This window comes from Bradyrhizobium sp. LA6.8 (genome assembly GCF_040547935.1).
Lineage (GTDB): Bacteria > Pseudomonadota > Alphaproteobacteria > Rhizobiales > Xanthobacteraceae > Bradyrhizobium > Bradyrhizobium barranii.
In genome coordinates this window covers 168,557-180,963 of sequence record NZ_JBEPQQ010000012.1, presented here as the reverse complement: position 1 = coordinate 180,963, position 12,407 = coordinate 168,557, and the positions used below count along the sequence as shown (strand labels likewise).

General features: G+C 63.9%; 19 protein-coding genes and 1 pseudogene. 13 read left to right on the top strand and 7 right to left on the bottom strand.

Annotated elements, in window-relative coordinates; all coding sequences use genetic code 11:
• Positions 1-226 precede the first annotated feature (226 nt).
• The 3 genes from ABIA90_RS40115 to ABIA90_RS40105 all read left to right on the top strand — a co-directional run bounded on the left by ABIA90_RS40115 (position 227) and on the right by ABIA90_RS40105 (position 1,283).
• Positions 227-391 (top strand): Flp family type IVb pilin, encoded by a 165-nt coding sequence (locus tag ABIA90_RS40115; RefSeq protein ID WP_028169565.1) that lies wholly within the window; start codon positions 227-229, stop codon positions 389-391.
• Between the two features lie 208 nt (positions 392-599).
• Positions 600-854 (top strand): hypothetical protein, encoded by a 255-nt coding sequence (locus ABIA90_RS40110; RefSeq protein WP_028161188.1) that lies wholly within the window; start codon positions 600-602, stop codon positions 852-854.
• 282 nt (positions 855-1,136) lie between these two features.
• On the top strand, positions 1,137-1,283 hold the full coding sequence (locus ABIA90_RS40105; protein WP_223153578.1) for a hypothetical protein: 147 nt from the start codon (positions 1,137-1,139) through the stop codon (positions 1,281-1,283).
• A 25-nt stretch (positions 1,284-1,308) separates the two neighbouring features.
• Here the strand turns inward: ABIA90_RS40105 and ABIA90_RS40100 are convergent, their stop codons facing one another.
• On the bottom strand, positions 1,309-1,890 hold the full coding sequence (locus ABIA90_RS40100) for a bifunctional transcriptional activator/DNA repair enzyme AdaA (protein WP_354121586.1): 582 nt from the start codon (positions 1,888-1,890) through the stop codon (positions 1,309-1,311).
• Between the two features lie 122 nt (positions 1,891-2,012).
• Between ABIA90_RS40100 and ABIA90_RS40095 the strand changes: the two genes are divergently transcribed.
• From ABIA90_RS40095 to ABIA90_RS40085, 3 genes are all read left to right on the top strand, one after another.
• Entirely contained in the window at positions 2,013-2,429 is a 417-nt protein-coding gene (locus ABIA90_RS40095) for a nuclear transport factor 2 family protein (RefSeq protein WP_038931758.1), read from the top strand.
• Positions 2,430-2,505: 76 nt separating this feature from the next.
• On the top strand, positions 2,506-3,426 hold the full coding sequence (locus ABIA90_RS40090) for a DMT family transporter (RefSeq protein ID WP_354121587.1): 921 nt from the start codon (positions 2,506-2,508) through the stop codon (positions 3,424-3,426).
• A gap of 73 nt (positions 3,427-3,499) precedes the next feature.
• Positions 3,500-3,901, top strand: coding sequence for a VOC family protein (locus ABIA90_RS40085; RefSeq protein WP_081369454.1), 402 nt, complete (start codon positions 3,500-3,502; stop codon positions 3,899-3,901).
• Between the two features lie 20 nt (positions 3,902-3,921).
• On the opposite strand, the gene ABIA90_RS40080 is transcribed toward ABIA90_RS40085, so the two are convergent.
• Entirely contained in the window at positions 3,922-4,272 is a 351-nt protein-coding gene (locus tag ABIA90_RS40080) for a zinc ribbon domain-containing protein YjdM (protein ID WP_354121588.1), read from the bottom strand.
• A 287-nt stretch (positions 4,273-4,559) separates the two neighbouring features.
• On the opposite strand from ABIA90_RS40080, the gene ABIA90_RS40075 reads away from it, so the two are divergent.
• The 4 genes from ABIA90_RS40075 to ABIA90_RS40060 all read left to right on the top strand — a co-directional run bounded on the left by ABIA90_RS40075 (position 4,560) and on the right by ABIA90_RS40060 (position 6,828).
• Positions 4,560-5,093 (top strand): helix-turn-helix domain-containing protein, encoded by a 534-nt coding sequence (locus tag ABIA90_RS40075; protein WP_354121589.1) that lies wholly within the window; start codon positions 4,560-4,562, stop codon positions 5,091-5,093.
• 254 nt (positions 5,094-5,347) lie between these two features.
• Entirely contained in the window at positions 5,348-6,037 is a 690-nt protein-coding gene (locus ABIA90_RS40070) for a cell envelope biogenesis protein TolA (RefSeq protein WP_354121590.1), read from the top strand.
• A 66-nt stretch (positions 6,038-6,103) separates the two neighbouring features.
• Positions 6,104-6,385: a hypothetical protein gene (locus ABIA90_RS40065; protein WP_071914421.1), complete on the top strand. Its 282-nt coding sequence runs from the start codon at positions 6,104-6,106 to the stop codon at positions 6,383-6,385.
• Between the two features lie 230 nt (positions 6,386-6,615).
• Positions 6,616-6,828 (top strand): hypothetical protein, encoded by a 213-nt coding sequence (locus ABIA90_RS40060; RefSeq protein WP_354121591.1) that lies wholly within the window; start codon positions 6,616-6,618, stop codon positions 6,826-6,828.
• A gap of 260 nt (positions 6,829-7,088) precedes the next feature.
• On the opposite strand, the gene ABIA90_RS40055 is transcribed toward ABIA90_RS40060, so the two are convergent.
• Positions 7,089-7,883 (bottom strand): transglycosylase SLT domain-containing protein, encoded by a 795-nt coding sequence (locus ABIA90_RS40055; protein WP_354121592.1) that lies wholly within the window; start codon positions 7,881-7,883, stop codon positions 7,089-7,091.
• A 346-nt stretch (positions 7,884-8,229) separates the two neighbouring features.
• Between ABIA90_RS40055 and ABIA90_RS40050 the strand changes: the two genes are divergently transcribed.
• A complete protein-coding gene (locus ABIA90_RS40050; RefSeq protein ID WP_063983570.1) occupies positions 8,230-8,736 on the top strand; it encodes a hypothetical protein in 507 nt (168 codons plus the stop codon).
• Between the two features lie 68 nt (positions 8,737-8,804).
• Here the strand turns inward: ABIA90_RS40050 and ABIA90_RS45650 are convergent, their stop codons facing one another.
• The 3 genes and pseudogenes from ABIA90_RS45650 to ABIA90_RS40040 all read right to left on the bottom strand — a co-directional run bounded on the left by ABIA90_RS45650 (position 8,805) and on the right by ABIA90_RS40040 (position 10,321).
• A complete protein-coding gene (locus tag ABIA90_RS45650; RefSeq protein WP_371498184.1) occupies positions 8,805-9,029 on the bottom strand; it encodes a GCG_CRPN prefix-to-repeats domain-containing protein in 225 nt (74 codons plus the stop codon).
• Positions 9,030-9,189: 160 nt separating this feature from the next.
• Positions 9,190-9,282 (bottom strand): annotated as a pseudogene (locus ABIA90_RS40045) (hypothetical protein); the annotation flags it as partial.
• Positions 9,275-10,321, bottom strand: a complete 1,047-nt coding sequence (locus tag ABIA90_RS40040; protein WP_354121690.1) for a hypothetical protein — start codon at positions 10,319-10,321, stop codon at positions 9,275-9,277. The pseudogene ABIA90_RS40045 and the gene ABIA90_RS40040, both read right to left, overlap by 8 nt.
• A 488-nt stretch (positions 10,322-10,809) precedes the next feature.
• On the opposite strand from ABIA90_RS40040, the gene ABIA90_RS40035 reads away from it, so the two are divergent.
• Positions 10,810-11,106, top strand: a complete 297-nt coding sequence (locus ABIA90_RS40035; RefSeq protein ID WP_063983569.1) for a hypothetical protein — start codon at positions 10,810-10,812, stop codon at positions 11,104-11,106.
• Positions 11,107-11,206: 100 nt separating this feature from the next.
• Positions 11,207-11,404 carry a hypothetical protein gene (locus ABIA90_RS40030; protein WP_014495617.1) on the top strand — a complete coding sequence of 66 codons (198 nt, stop codon included), beginning with the start codon at positions 11,207-11,209 and terminating at the stop codon, positions 11,402-11,404.
• A 186-nt stretch (positions 11,405-11,590) separates the two neighbouring features.
• Here the strand turns inward: ABIA90_RS40030 and ABIA90_RS40025 are convergent, their stop codons facing one another.
• Positions 11,591-12,295, bottom strand: coding sequence for a phasin family protein (locus ABIA90_RS40025; protein ID WP_354121593.1), 705 nt, complete (start codon positions 12,293-12,295; stop codon positions 11,591-11,593).
• Positions 12,296-12,407: the final 112 nt, after the last annotated feature.

Below are 12,407 nucleotides of genomic sequence, written 5' to 3'. Positions count from 1 at the left end.
GTGGCGGCGCAATGGCGCAAATGGGCGAAATGGGTCTTTTCGGGCGGGTGTTGCCGAGGTGCAACGCGAATTCCCTGCGGTTTCAGGGGGGCAAGTGGCTGAAAAGCGGCAGCCATTCATTGTCATCAAATTGAAGGGGTTGAATTTACTCAATCTTGGATTGCGGCTTGGTATCTCTCCCGTGCCGGCAACGTGCGGTAGAATTGGAAGGATGCGAGTTGTGAAATTGAAATGCCTGTTGACCGAATTTGCCGCCGATGAATCCGGCGCCACCGCGATCGAATACGGTCTGATTGCAGCCGGTATCGCGCTGGCGATCATCGAGATCATCTATGCGCTTGGCACCAATCTCGTCGCAAAGCTGCAATCGCTGGCGACGGCGTTGAAATAAGCCGCGTGGACGCGGGGGCATGTGCTCGGTGGCTGACCGCCGCCCATAAAAGTGTCATGTCGCGTCTGGCGGGGATTCGACCAAGCGCTTGTGCGCATTAAACATATTGCCATGCAGCGGGCGCGTTGTTGCAATGCAACAGAGCATGTCGCAATGCAGCAAAACGCGCTTAAATGTGCTCCGAACCTTCCACTCAGGAGCATCACCAATGAACAAGAAGACTCTGTCGATCGCCGCCGCCATCCTGACGATCGCGGGCAGCACCGCGGCCTTCGCCGCCGAGCTGCCGACCTATGAGGCCAACGGTTTTCCGGTCTCCCCCCTGCAGGTGCGCGTGCTTGGTGCCGCGCATGTCGAGCAGCAGGCAACCGTGCCGACCACGGTCGCTTCGGTCCACCAGGCCCGCGTGCTGACGCCGCGCAAGGTCAAGACCGCGGACGTCACGACGGGCACGGCCCGCTGATCTCAATCGCTTGAAGACATGAAACAGGCTCGTCTCCTCCCCAGCCTGCATGGACCGCGTTCCCTTTCGGGGGCGCGGTCTTTTTTTGAGAAGCGAGCCACGTTCTGGCGCGACCGTGCGCGGATTGAGAAAGCTGCGGCAAGAAAAATCGCCGTCGCGCGCCGGATGTGTACGGCCGTTCAAGACGAGTGTGATCTCTTTAATAGTTGCTTTGCAGATCGCGGCGCCTGATGCGGGCGCCGCTTAGTGGCGGCCAAAAACCGTTTTCATAATGGAGCCGTCATGCCCGTTGCGCAAAAAGCAGTTATTGCCACCACCTCGCCGCGCGCGTTTATTCTCAGACATGTTGCATTGTTCGCAGCCGCCGCGCTGTTCGTGTTCGTGCTGAGCCTGACCTATGGACTCGATCTCAGCCCCGGATTTTTCTGAGCGAACTTGCGCAGCTTGATGCGGGCTACGCATGCTTCGATGAGCGCAGGCTGGACGGCGATCTTCCATAGAGCTCGGCGAACGCGGCGTTGAATCTCCGCAGGCTGCCGAAGCCGGCCTGGAACGCGATGTCGGTCATGGTGCGTTCGCCGCCATCGAGCAGGCGTTTTGCGCGCTGGACGCGCAGCGTCTTGGCAAGCTGCTGCGGCGTCGCGCCGACATGCCGCTCGAACAAGCGCGCCAGGTGACGCGAGGAGATGCCGAGCCGCGTCGCGAGCGTCACCACCGAATCTTCATCGAGCGCGCCCTCGTTGATCAGCTTCACCGCGCGCGCGACCGTCGAACGCGTGCCGTTCCAGGCCGGGCAGAACGGCGCGGTTTCGGGGCGGCAGCGCAGGCAGGGCCGGAAGCCAGAGGCTTCGGCCGCGGCCGCCGTCGGGTAATAGACGACGTTGCGCGTCAGCGGCTGCTTGGCCGGACAGACCGGGCGGCAATAGATGCCCGTGGTCTTCACCGCCGTGAAGAAGCGGCCGTCATAGCGGGGATCCCTGCGCAGGCGCGCGGCGTTGCAATCGTCAAAACTCAGCATGACCGGATGATAGCGCATGCCTGCGCGGGCGGAAGGGCCGCGGGATGACCGAGTCCGATTGTGGCGAGCCGCAACGCGCATGGCGGCCTAGAAGGCGGCCCTCGATGCAAGCCCCCTCAATGCCAGTTCTGGAGCGCGCCGTGACCAGCCCGAAAGACATCGTCCTCAACGCCTGGAAGACCTTTTCGTCGCGCGATGCCGGCCGCATCGCCGCACTGTTCACCGACGATGCCGAATGGATCGCGCCGAAGGGCAACGCCACCGCCGTCGCGCTCGATCACACCGATCACATGGTGGGCGCGCAAGCGATCGCGCGCTTCATCGCGCAGGAGATGCACAGGATGTTTTCCGAGGTCGATATCGCCTTCCGCGGCGTCTACGCCGACGGCGATGTCGTGATCGTGGAGGAGCGGATGCGTGCCACGCTTGCGGGCGGCAAGCCCTACGAGAACGACTATTGCTTCGTGTTCACGGTGGCCGGGGACCGCATTCGCGAGGTGCGGGAATACATGGACACGCGCAAGGGATGGCGGATGGTGTTCGGCGAGGAGGCATGATGGTTGGGATAGGCCGCGTGCCAGACCTGCAACGGCGTGGGTTGAGGCGGCTCACGCACTGACATAAGGCTTGCCCATGGATCAGCGAACGAGCGGCGCTGACGCTCTCATTCAGAAGAACGATGCGGCGCCGGCGTTACTCGGCGTCGTCTGCGGCCTGTCGGCTGCGCTGTTCTGGGCGCTGGGCTTTGCCGGCACGCGGCACGGCCTCAAGGTCGGTTTCACCCCGGTCGATCTGCTCGCGCATCGCTATGTCTGGTCGGGCATCGCGTTCCTGCCGCTGGTCGCGCGCGCCGGCATCGGTGATCTCTGCGGCATCGGCTGGGGCAGGGGCCTTGTGCTGATGGTGCTCGGCGGTCCCGTGATGTCGCTGATCTCCTACACCGGATTCCTGTTCGTGCCGCTCGGCCACGGCAGCGTGATCCAGCCCTCCTGCGCGACGCTCGGCGGCCTCCTGCTCGCGGCGGTCGTGCTGAAGGAGCACATCTCCGCGTCGCGCCTTGCCGGCGCCCTGGTTATCGTCGGCGGCCTCTGCGTGATCGGCGCGGAATCGATCGGCCATATCGGGTCCGACGGCGTGCTCGGCGATCTGACCTTCGTGCTCACCGGATTCATGTTCGCCGGTTTTGGCGCGCTGCTGCGGCACTGGCGCGTCTCCGCCGTGTCGGCCGCGCTCGTCATCAACGTGCTGTCGCTGCTGCTGTTGCCGATCTATCTCGCCACCGTCGGTCTCGCCCATGTCGCGGCGATCGGTGTGACCGAGAATGCCATTCAGGCGCTGGCGCAGGGCGTGCTCGCCGGCCCCGCCGCGCTTTATCTGTTCGCCGTCTCGGTCCAGCGCCTCGGCGTCGCCCGCGCCGCCGTGATCCCGGCCTGCGTGCCGGCGCTGACGCTCCTGGTCGGCTGGCTGCTGCTCGGCGAGCCGCCGACGATGTTGCAGGTGGCGGGTCTGGTCACGGTGCTGTGCGGGTTCTATCTGGCGCAGCGGCAGCGGTGATCGCATAGCGCGACCGGAGGTGCGGCAACATTCCGGATTATGCGTCAGCTCCGTCCGGGTTACGCTGCCCGTCATGACCATCCTGCTCAACATCGACGTTCCCGACGCAGCGCAAGCGACCACCTTCTACACCGCCGCCTTCGGCCTCACGGTCGGCCGCCGCTTCGGCACCGACTTCGTCGAGCTGCTGGGCTGGCCCGCGCCGCTGTATCTTCTGACCAAGCAGGCCGGCACACCGGGCGCGGGCAGCGACCGCCGCCGCTACGAACGGCACTGGACGCCGCTGCATATCGACGTCGTCGTCGATGACGTCGATGCCGCCGTCGCGCGCGCACTTGCCGCCGGTGCGATCCTCGAGGCGCCCGCGCGCGATGCGTCCTATGGCCGGATCGCGATGCTGGCCGATCCGTTCGGGCACGGGTTTTGTCTGCTGGCATTCAGCGCGAAGGGGTATGACGCACTGCTGGAGGAATAGCGCGAGCGGACGCGGGCGGCTTAAGCCTTCTTCACGAACTCCGATTTCAAATTCATCGCGCCGATGCCGTCGATCTTGCAGGCGATGTTGTGGCCGTCGGTGGCGTCCTGGAGGCGGATGTTCCTGACCTTGGTGCCGCCCTTGACGACCGACGACGACCCCTTGACCTTGAGGTCCTTCATCACGATGACGCTGTCGCCATCGGCGAGCGCATTACCATGCGCATCGCGCACCCCGGCCTCCTGCGGGGCAGGCGCGGCCGCATCGCCCCCAGCGCGCCATTCATGGGCGCATTCCGGACAGACCCAGAGATCGCGGTCCTGATAGACGTGGTCCGACTGGCAGTTCGGGCATTTCATCGGTTCGGTCATTGCTTGCCTCGTCACCCCCTAGAGCCTTTGCTCCAGGTTTTTGTTTTGGCGCGTTTTCTTTACGAAAACCGGTATCCACTTCGCTCGAAAACGCTCTCACGGGCGCGCCGCACGCATTCCGCCGGAAAAGATGGATTGGGAGCAAATCCTTTACCATGGCGTCCGGTCCCGGTTGAAGTGCCGGAGCCTTAGGAGTTCGGGAAAAATTCCGCGGTATCCATGTCCTGATCATACGGATGCGTCGGCTACGCCGTTCGACGCTGCCGCAAGCTTTGGGAGTCCAGGTCATGAGCGAGCATCGTGCCGCTGCCAGACATCAGACGTTGCGAACGGGGATTGTCGAGTTCGACAACGGCACCGGGAGCCTCATCAGCGTGCCCTGCACGATCCGCGATGTCTCCGGCACCGGCGCCCGCCTGCAGCTCAACTCGTCGCTATGGGTCGCCGAGCAGTTCACGCTGGTCTTCAGCAGCGGACTGCGCAAGGACTGCCGCGTCGCCTGGCGCAAGGGCAGACTGATCGGCAGCGCGTTCGCCGACGGTTATGCGAGCCCGGACGAACAGGCTGTCATGATGACCGCGGACGAGCAGTCCCGGCACCGGCTCGGGATCGGCGCGCGTGTTAAAGCGGCACGCGAGACCCGCGGCTACACCGCAGTCCAGCTCGCCGAGCGCATCGGCGTCACGCCCGCCTTCCTGGCGCTGGCCGAGAACGGCGAGGCCGACATTCCGCTCTACCAGCTGATGCACATCGCCGATTTGCTGATGGTCGGCCTCGACGGGCTCGTGGCAGGTCCGGCGCCTGAGGACGTCGACGCGTAGGGGGCACACCTCGCGGAACTGCGCGGCCAACAAAAATGTCGAAAACAACCCCATGCACAGTAGAAAACACGCATGATTTCAGGGGGCTGCGAGACCGAATTTTGTGTCGATCCGTCGGCAATCCCGGTCGTCGCTTGCTTCGGATCGATTTCGGCGATCCCGAATAAAATTTGACTCGTCGGGCAAAACAGGGGCACTATGGCATGGTGGCGCCGGTGCGAGGGACAGGTGCGTCGCCGAGGCCGCGGGGCGACATGCCGAAAAAACCGAAAAGCGAAGCGACAAGAAAACCGCAAAGAAAACTGAAGACCTACCAGACCTCGCTCGGTTTCTACGACCAGGCGGTCGCCGCACCCTCGATGAAGGCGGCGCTGGAAGCCTGGGGCGCCAGCTCCAACCTCTTCCATCAGGGCGCCGCGAAGGAGACCAACGACCCCGACATCGTCGCGGCGACCATGGCAAGCCCGGGCGTCGTGCTCCGGCGCCCGGTCGGCTCCGGCGGCCCGTTCACCGAGAGCGCCGCGCTGCCGACCGATCTCGCCGACGATGAGGCCAAGCGAAAACCCAAACCCAACTCCAAGTCCAAGCCCGAGTCCAAATCCAAGTCGAAGCAGCGTCCGGCCGAGGGCGTAACAAAACAGTCACGCAAGATTGACGATCAAGACGCGCGCAAAGCCGCCGCGGCGTTCGAGAAGGAAGAGCGGCGGCGAGACGCCGAGCGACGCAAGGAAGAGGTCGCCCTCGCCAAGGAGCGCGCGCGCCGCGACAAGGCGGTCGCCACGGCCCAGGCGGCGCTGGACGCGGCGAGGCGGGAGCACGCCGCGAAGGCGGAGGCGATCGAAGCCGAGCGGGCTGTGCTCGACGAACGCGCCGAGGCCGAGCAGGGCCGGTGGGACAAGCAAAGGAAAAAGCTGGAGGAGGCTCTGCGCCGCGCGCGCACGTAGCGCGAGCGAATTTAGCTTGCCTTGCCTTGCGTCCTTTTGCACTCTTCCAGGGAAGGAGACCAACGCATGAAGATCATCACCGCCGCGTGTGCGCTCGGAACGGCCCTGGTGCTGTGCAACCTCGGGATATCGGGCGCTGAGGCCCGGACGCGGAAGGCCCAAGTGGTTCGCGAACCACAGCAGAGGCTTATCGTCACGGCGCCCGTGCTCAGGCCGACGCCGTGGGATTACTACATTGTTCCACGATATCGTTATCGCCCTGAAGACGACCGGGTCGATCCGAACGGCCCGCCCTATGTGTCGTCATGGGTCCGCTATGAGGGATGGCGGTGGCCGTACTGGTGGTAAAGGCCGCCGACGGACGCGGAGCGGAATAGACGAGAAGCGAAGCCCATCGATAGCTGTCGCGGCACGATGGGTTTCGCAGGCGCTCCACCCATCCTGCGCGCTGCTCCTCGAGGCATCCCCGAGACGTGCTATGCTCCTGGGCGGGAGGAATCAGCATGAGAGTCCCTACCGCGATACTCGCCCTGCTTCTTTCAAGCCCGGCCGCCGCCCAGGAGTGCCAGACATGCTCAATGGCCGACGCCTGCATGAAGGAGTACCTCAAGGCGACGTCGGAGGCCCAAAGGGCCACGAAGCAAGCAATCCGGGACTGGAAGCAGAATCTGGACCGAAAGGCCTCCGCCGAATTGTCCAGCAGAGGCATACTCGCATTGCAGGACGCGATGGAAGCGCAGGTTCGTTCGGAGCTGGAGCGGCTGAAGGAGTGCCTGGCGAAGATCAGGTAGGGCGCAAGCGCGCGGCGGAAAGCACCCGCATATAGGGACGGGTTGAGCCTTTGCCAAAACGCATGATCTTCGTGGCTGGCAAGGCGCTGGTTGCGCCTTCTTCGCGGCAAGCCTCGCATAAGCGCGCGTTGGGAAAGCGATGAGTGTTGGAAGGATATCAACGCGCCTCAAAGCGCCGGCCAGCCCGCTGAAGCGCGCGCCCTCGCGACAATGAATGTCTAGGCTGATGCACTGCGCTTCGCGCTGCAGGCAAACCCACCCTACGGGTCATTCGCCGATAGCCGCAGGAACTGCCGCTTCATCGCGTTGACCCTGGCGATATAGCTTGCAACCGAGTGATCGCCGCAGCGTTCGTCGGCGATCATCTGAAACTTGCGGCGCGCGTAGGCTGTGGCGGGACCGGCGCCGCAGAGATGGATGAAGGCGGCCAGATCCTGCTTCTGCTCGCGGCTTGCCTTCACATCGCCCGCGCGGGCGAGAACGTCAGCCACGTTGCGGTCCAGATACACCGATGCCAGCTCGATGGCGTGGCTCGGGATCGCGCGGCTATAGAGGCCCGTGAACCCGCAACCGGTCTCCGTAACCGCGTTGCCGCGGACACAGAACCGTGCGGCGTCGGCGAAAGCCGGATCGGTCATCTGGTAGAGGCCGACGGCGCTGGAGGCGGGCCGGTAGATCGCGAGCGGATTGAGGCTCAATCGCCAGCGCCAGTAGGTGCGCGCCACCGGATTGCCCGAACTCTCGACCTGCGCCAGCGCCGCCAGCAATTCCGGCGTGATCGTCGCGGTGGAAAAGCTTCGGAACAGCGGCCCGTATTGCCGCCAGTTCTCGGCCGGCTCCTTGTCGAGCGCGTTGCCGACAAGGACGAACAGCTCGGTCGGCTTGCGGATGACGTGATAGACGATGTTCACAAGCGCTGCGACCGCAAGCAGGATCGCCACGCTACCTGCGATCCGAACCATCCGCGGTGCGCGCGCGAACCTCTTTCGCATCCACCGGGCGCCTCGCCGGACGCTGCGAAGGCGGGGGAGGAGGCGTTTGCTTTTTCGTGGCATGGGTCTGGTGGGAGCGCGTGGATGAGTTGAGGCTTTGCGAAATCCATCACCTGACGGGGGCGATGGGGATCGACTCGCTCCACCCATCCTATGGATCGTGTGGGGGTATCACTGCAACGATTCGTCCCTGGCCTCTGAGCGTTGGGTGCACCGTCACCGCAATTCGAACCGCAACTATGAGAGGTTGAGCGTTGATGACATCCATCATCGCTGCGTGCCGCGGCGGAAACTGCATAAAAATGGCAAAGCTGCGACTGTCAACGACATATCTGATTAGAAGGTCGCTTATCCACGTAATACACTCAGTGCCGTTTGGGGTACGGGGAGCGTATTGGGAGGGTCAATCATGGCAAGTGTCGAACAATTGCGCAGACGTGAAGGAGTAAACCTGGTCCAGCTCGAGGCGGACATTGCATCGGTGCGCACGGGAAGCTCGATTGCTTCAATTGCGCTGCCCGATTACGTCGAGCACACCGAGGGGGTCACGCGGGTGGGCGCGCTCAGTGCTGAGGCGGTCATTCGTGACTATGAGTCCGCTGCAAAGGAGATCGAGGCCATGGGCGCCGAGCTGATCGATGCCGCGCGAAAATGCGAGGCGCTGACAGCCCAGGTCCATGATGCGATCGCCTTCATGCGCGAGACGGCAGCGGGGTATCGCGACGAGGGGCGGAAGATCTTCAAGCGCATCGAGGAATGCGCGCTCTTCACGGAAGACGTCCGCAAGACGTGCGAGCAGGTCAAGCGCAGGATGAAGGACGTCTCGGTCGGCGAGTACTGCAGCGAGGAGCTTGCGACGGAAGAGCTCGAGCCGACCGGGATCGCAGCCACGGTGTCGGTGTGCGAGGTACGGTGAGGCGGGCGTAGAGCGTCGTTCGCAGGATGGGGTGAGCGCTCGCGCGCCCTCATCCTGCGGGCTGGGCTTCAAAGCCAATCGCGCGTCGACGGGAAACAAGCCCGTTTGCGAGAGTCCCAGACGTAATCCGAACCGCCGCAAGGCGGACGCGCACGCGACGTTGCCGGACATTGATTCCAGACCCGCGCACCCGTTGCCCAGCCATCGACCACGCACGCGCCGGAAACGGTGGCGTGGCAACCGGTGCCGCAGCCGTCTGCGGCGCTGGCCGCGCAGACTGCAAACAGAAGCATCATTGGGGTCAACAGGACGCGTGAAAGGTGCCTGGTCATGGGCTCGCTCCTTCATGCCGAGGCCCGTCGTGACGTCGCACAGATCTGGCCGAGGGCCTGCCGGCCGATCACCGCGCAGCATAGCACCAAGGTTCTTGGCACCAAGGTTCTTGGCACCAAGGTTCTTGGCACCAAGGTTCTTGGCACCAAGGTTCTTGGCACCAAGGCTCTTGGCACCAAGCCTCTTGGCCGAGAACGCTGACGGCTTACCAATCCGGATCGTAGGGGTCGGCCATATAGGGCGGGGGCATCCAGCGTCCTCGCGGCGGCGGTGGCCTGGGCCGCCGGGGGGCGGTCGCTTGCACGTGCGGCCGTGCAGGCGCAGCCGTCTCGTTGCTCGTCGCGCTCCGCACGACCGGTTTCGCGGGTGCAGGCGCGGCTGACGTCGTCAGTTGCGTTTGCAGCGCCTGGACCTGTGCGGCGAGGCGCGCATTGTCCGCGGCATCCTTCTCCTGCGCCGCCTTGAGCTGTTGAATGGTGTCGGCCTGCTCGCGCAGCGTCTGCTCGTTGCGGCTTTTCAGTTGCTCGAGCTTTCCGTTGATGCTCGCAAGCTCGCTGGTGATGGTCTTGAGCGATTGCGCGAGATCGGACGATGACGGATCAGGCGCCGTGGCGCCGGTTCTTGGCGCGTCAGGTCTTGCAGCGTCAGGTTTTGGAGCCTCAGCTCTTGGAGCGTCAGTTCTTGGAGCGCTTTCCGTTTCCTTGCCGAGCGGCGGCGCGGGCACCGGACTGGGCCCATCCGCAGCAGCCAGTTGCACGGCCGGCGGTTGCGCCGGACTTTCGACCACGGACGCTCGCGCGGGTTCGCTCGCGGCCGGCGGAGCCCATCGCGCCATGATGGACCTGGTCATCGACTTGGCCTCATCGCGATATTGCGAAGCGAAGGCGGCGCCGAGAAGGCCGATCGCCAGCACGAGGCCAACCAGGGCACGCAGCATGGTCCGATCTCCCTTCAGGCCTTGATTGCCCACCTTGCTAACCGGTGCCGGCGCCTTGTCCCTGGGAGCCTCGGCTGCCTTCGCTCCGGCGCTGGCCTGCGAGGTCCGCGGGGCTTCGTTGCCGCGTTCCATTCCGGAAACCAGCCGGTCCAGCCGCGCAAGGTCTTGCTCTGCGCTCTTGATCTGGTCATAGGCCCGCGCCAGCCCGCCATCGGCGCGCACCTCGTCCGGCTTGGCGGCCTCAGGCTTTTGGGCCTCAGGCTTGTCGGTATCAGGCTTGGGGTCGTTCGCTTCAGGCACCGATGCGCGCTCCATCCAGTCGGGCGTCAATGGGAGTGCGGCAGTCCGATCGTCGGAAGGATAGGCCTCACCGTTGTCCAACACAACGCGCGAGCGAAGGAGAAATTATGGCGGGCTACGGTTGCTGAAGCAGCCGGGCGCTGCTCCCCGGGGCATCCCTGCGACGTGCTGTGCTATCGCGGGAGGAAGCGCCATGAGGGTCTCTACCGCGACACTCGCCCTGCTTCTTTCAGGTCCGGCCGCGGCCCGGGAGTGCCAGACATGCTCAATGGCCGACGCCCGCATGAAGGAGTACGTTAAGACGACGTCGGAGGCCCAAAAGGCCACCAAGCAAGCCATCCGGGATTGGAAGCAGAATCTGGACAGAAAGGCCTCCGCAGAATTGTCCAGCAGGGGCATACTCGCATTGCAAGACGCCATGGAGGCGCAGGTTTGTACGGAGCTGGAGCGCCTGAAGGAGTCCTGGCGAAGATCAGGTAGGGAGGGGCGCAAAGGAGGATCCAATGAAATCGCTTCTGCTGCTCACGGCGAGCGGTCCGCTGCTCATTCTCACCTCGCACCAGTCCCTGGACGACCAGAAGCTCCTTGGGGTGCTCAGGCAAAAAGGTATCGGCAAGTTCGTCGCGTTCGAGGTTCCCTTGTCGCTCGCCAGAGAGCGCTACGGCGGGCACTTTCACGCGGTCGAAAGCAATCTGCACGAGACCGATGATTTGAGAGTGCTCGACTTCAACGGCCAGCGGGTCTTTCAGCTCTTTCATTTCGAAGAGCTCGGTTCACCGATCCTGGTAGAGCGGTCGTGATCCGGTTTTGCTCGGCGGCGAAAGGGGACGTGTTGAGCAGGGCTGTTCCGAAGAGACGCCGATTGAGATACGGTGGAAGCCTGGACCCGTGGAGTCTGCCATGACGTCATATACTGTCGGGTTGAAGCTCGGGGTGCGTGCCAAGGTGCTCACGATCGAAGCCGAGGACGCATTGGTCGCGGCGCTGAAGATCAAGCTCGAGAACCCCGAGGCACTCGTCACCTACGTTCGCAAGTCAAATCGGCGTGGCGATCGTCGCCACCCGCACGAAGTGCAGCGGGCCAAGACAACCGGCTAGCCGATGCCGAGACCGCGGCAAGTAGCAAGTAGCCCGGATGGAGCCAACGGGTCGGCGCAAAGCGCCGCCCGATGACAGGCTCCGCGCAATCCGGGATGATGCCACAAGGCACACTGGTCCCGGATTTCGCTTCGCTGCATCCGGGCTACGCTCGCTCCCCCCCGGCGTCGGAATACGCAGTTGTCGTTAGTGACGTGTCGCGCGGATTTCGAGCGTCGTCTGGGTGAGCTTGGCCACGAACCCCTCAAAATGCATGACCCTTTGTCTGGTCAATTGTCCATGCAACTCGGCGATCTTCTGGGATTCGGCGATCAACGATCCGCACACCTGTTTCGCGTACTCCATCTGAAGCTCAAAGGCCTCGACGGGTGAGCGCGCCGCCGCGAGCTTTCCCAGGAAGTTCCAGGCGTGCTCAAGCGACGTCCTCGTGTAGTCGCTATAGGCATCGGCAATCGCCTGCGGGCTGGCCTGGGAGGGTTCCACCGGTGCGACGGGCGCGCTTGCAGCGATCTCCATCCCGGAAGCCTCGCCTGGCAAGGCTGCAGCCGAGGGTACCTGAGCACTGATCTCTCGGCTCGTCTCTTGCCTTATCTCTTGCTCGGCCTCTTGCCTGTTCTCTTGCTTGTTCTCTTGCTTGTTCTCTTGCTCAGTCTCTTGGCTGATCTCCGCCGAGGCATCCGGCAATTGATGGGCCGCAGTTGCGTGTTGCTCGCCGGCCCTGGTCCGTTGCCCGGCCTTCTTCTTCGCGCCGCGCCGGCCGGATTTTCCCGTTGTCTTATTTTCGCCCGCACTCAACATTGCAAATAACTCCTGAATATCGCTGAAGCCGCAAGCCTCCGTCGTGTTTGCGCTGAAATCGCGATTGTGGGTTGTCGCTTGCGTGGCGGCCATGTGGTGAGATTTTGCCGGGCATCGGCAAGGCGCAATTCGCGGGTGACGGCCTGGACTGCTTCGCAGAGCCTGTCATCGGGCCGCGCTCCGCGCGGACCCGGCGGCTCGCAAT